We start from the raw sequence: 2,509 nt of genomic DNA, 5'->3' as shown, positions 1-2,509 counted from the left end.
CCCCCGCCGGCGGGGGAAGGTGCCCGAAGGGCGGATGGGGGCAAGTTCGGACATCCACTGGTATCGGCCGAACAGAGCAACAGCTCGCGGTAGTCGCCGACAAGCCGCTGTTCAAGCGCGCAGGCGCGGGCTGCGGGCTGCGGGCTGCGGGCTGCGGCGCAATCGTGCACTCCGCTCAGTCCGCACACATGCCGGCTACTGACAAAGAACTAGCCGCCGTCCACCCCGGTGGCGCGTGGCTGCGGCAATAATGCCCGGGCTCCCTGCCTTGTAGAGACTGTGGCCACTCCCTCCTTCGAGACCCGCCTCAGCCGTTTGTGGGCCCATGAAAAGGCCAGCTATGGCCTGCGTGTGTTCATCGCGCTGGCGGTGGCGATGGGCGTGTGCTGGCACTGGCAACAGCTCACTGCGGTGCCGGCGCTGTTTCTGGGCGCCATTGCCAGCGCCATTGCCGAAACCGACGACAACTGGCTGGGTCGCATCAAATCGGTGCTGCTCTCGCTGTTGTGTTTCGCCGCCGCAGCCGCCGCAGTGGTGGTGCTGTTTCCGTACCCGCTGCCGTTCGTGCTGGGCATGGCGTTGGTCACCTTCTCGCTGACCCTGCTCGGTGCGCTGGGCGAGCGCTATGCCTCCATCGCGCAGGCCACGGTGGCCTTGTCGATCTACGCCATGATCGGCATGGACCAGCATGGCAGCCGCGATCCGCTGATCGCCTGGCACGGCGCGGCGCTGCTGCTGATCGGCGCCACCTGGTACGGCGTGCTGTCGATCCTGTGGACCATCCTGTTCGCCAATCGCCCGGTGCGCGAGCGGCTGTCGCGGCTGTTTTTCGAATTGGGCCGCTACCTCAAGCTCAAGGCCGATCTGTTCGAACCGGTACGCCAGAGCGACCTGCATGCACGCCGGCTGGCCTTGGCCGAACAGAACGCCAAGGTGGTCGGCGCGCTCAATGCGGCCAAGACCGCCATCATGAGCCGCTTCGGCCGTTCGGGGCGGCCGGGCGTGCAATCGGGCCTGTATTTCCGCCTGTATTACATGGCGCAGGACTTCCATGAGCGCGCCAGCTCCTCGCACTATCCCTACGAGGCGCTCACCGAGGCGTTCTTCCACAGCGACGTGCTGTATCGCTGCCAGCGCCTGCTCGCCCTGCAAGGCAAGGCGTGCGCGGCGTTGGGCGAGGCGATTCGCCTGCGCCATCCGTTCGATTATGGCGACAGCAGCCGCCTGGCCACCGAAGACCTGCGCCAATCGCTGGATTATCTGCACGCGCGCGCCGACCCCGCACTGGCCCGCCTGCTCGGCGCGCTGGAACTGCTGGTGACCAACCTGCAAAGCATCGAACGCAGGTTGTCCGAAGCGGCGCAATCCGATTCCACCAGCGACAACCTCGACACCCGGCTGCGCGATTCCTCGCCGCACACCTTGCGCGAAATGGGCGCGCGGCTGGTGCAGCAACTCACGCCCGGCTCGGTGCTGTTCCGCCATGGTCTGCGCATGGCCATCGCGCTGCTGGTGGGCTACGCCATCATGCAATCCATCCATGCCGACAACGGGTACTGGATCCTGCTCACCACTGCATTCGTGTGCCGGCCCAATTACGGCGCCACGCGCTTGCGGCTGGTGCAGCGCATTGCCGGCACCTTGATCGGCCTGGTCGCCACCTGGGCGCTGATGCAGCTGTTCCCCGGCACCGAGGTGCAACTGCTGCTGGCGCTGGCCGCCGCGCTGGTGTTCTTCATCACCCGCACCGATCGCTACATGCTGGCCACCGCCGGCATCACGGTGATGGCGCTGTTCTGCTTCAACCTGCTGGGCGATGGCTTCGTGCTGATCTGGCCACGCCTGATCGACACCCTGATCGGTTGCGCCATTGCTGCGGCCGCCTCGTTCCTGATCCTGCCGGACTGGCAGGGCCGCCGGCTGAACCAGGTGATGGCCACGGTGCTGGCCAGCTGCGCGCGTTATCTGGCCCAGGTGCTGGAACAGTACGCCAGCGGCAAGCGCGACGACCTGCCCTACCGCATTGCGCGCCGCGACATGCACAACGCCGATGCCGCGTTGTCGGTGGCGTTATCCAACATGCTGCGCGAACCCGGCCGCTATCGGCGCAATCTGGATGCGGGTTTTCGCTTCCTGGCGCTGTCCAACACCTTGCTCGGCTATCTGTCGGCACTGGGCGCGCACCGCGCCGCGCTGGAGGGCGAACACGATGCCACCATCGCGCAGGCCGGCGAGTATCTGCAGCGCGCACTGAGCGAGATCGCCAGCGCCCTTGGCCAGCGCCAACCGCTGCCGGCGCACGACGAAAGCGAAGAACTGGCCACCGCCGAAGCGCTGGAACACCATCCGGTGCAACTACCGCCCAAGCAACGCCTGGTGCGCGACCAGCTGGCATTGACGCTGCGCCTGCTGCCCAAGTTGCGCGCTGCAGCACTGGCGGTGACCACGGCGCCGGCAGAGAACGCGCCGCGTCTGGCGACGACCAAGGCCTAGGGAAGGTCTGAACAAC

At 66.8% G+C, this 2,509-nt stretch carries 1 protein-coding gene; it reads left to right on the top strand.

Going from position 1 to position 2,509, the window contains the following annotated elements; all coding sequences use genetic code 11:
* Positions 1–279: 279 nt before the first annotated feature.
* Positions 280–2,493, top strand: a complete 2,214-nt coding sequence (gene yccS / locus J7360_RS18130; protein ID WP_057658706.1) for a YccS family putative transporter — start codon at positions 280–282, stop codon at positions 2,491–2,493.
* Positions 2,494–2,509 lie beyond the last annotated feature (16 nt).

The sequence above is a fragment of the Xanthomonas sp. D-99 genome (assembly GCF_017746145.1).
In the GTDB taxonomy this organism is placed as follows: Bacteria; Pseudomonadota; Gammaproteobacteria; order Xanthomonadales; family Xanthomonadaceae; genus Xanthomonas; species Xanthomonas cissicola.
The sequence above is the reverse complement of the archived record's forward strand: the minus strand, read 5'-3'. Positions and strand labels throughout refer to the sequence as shown.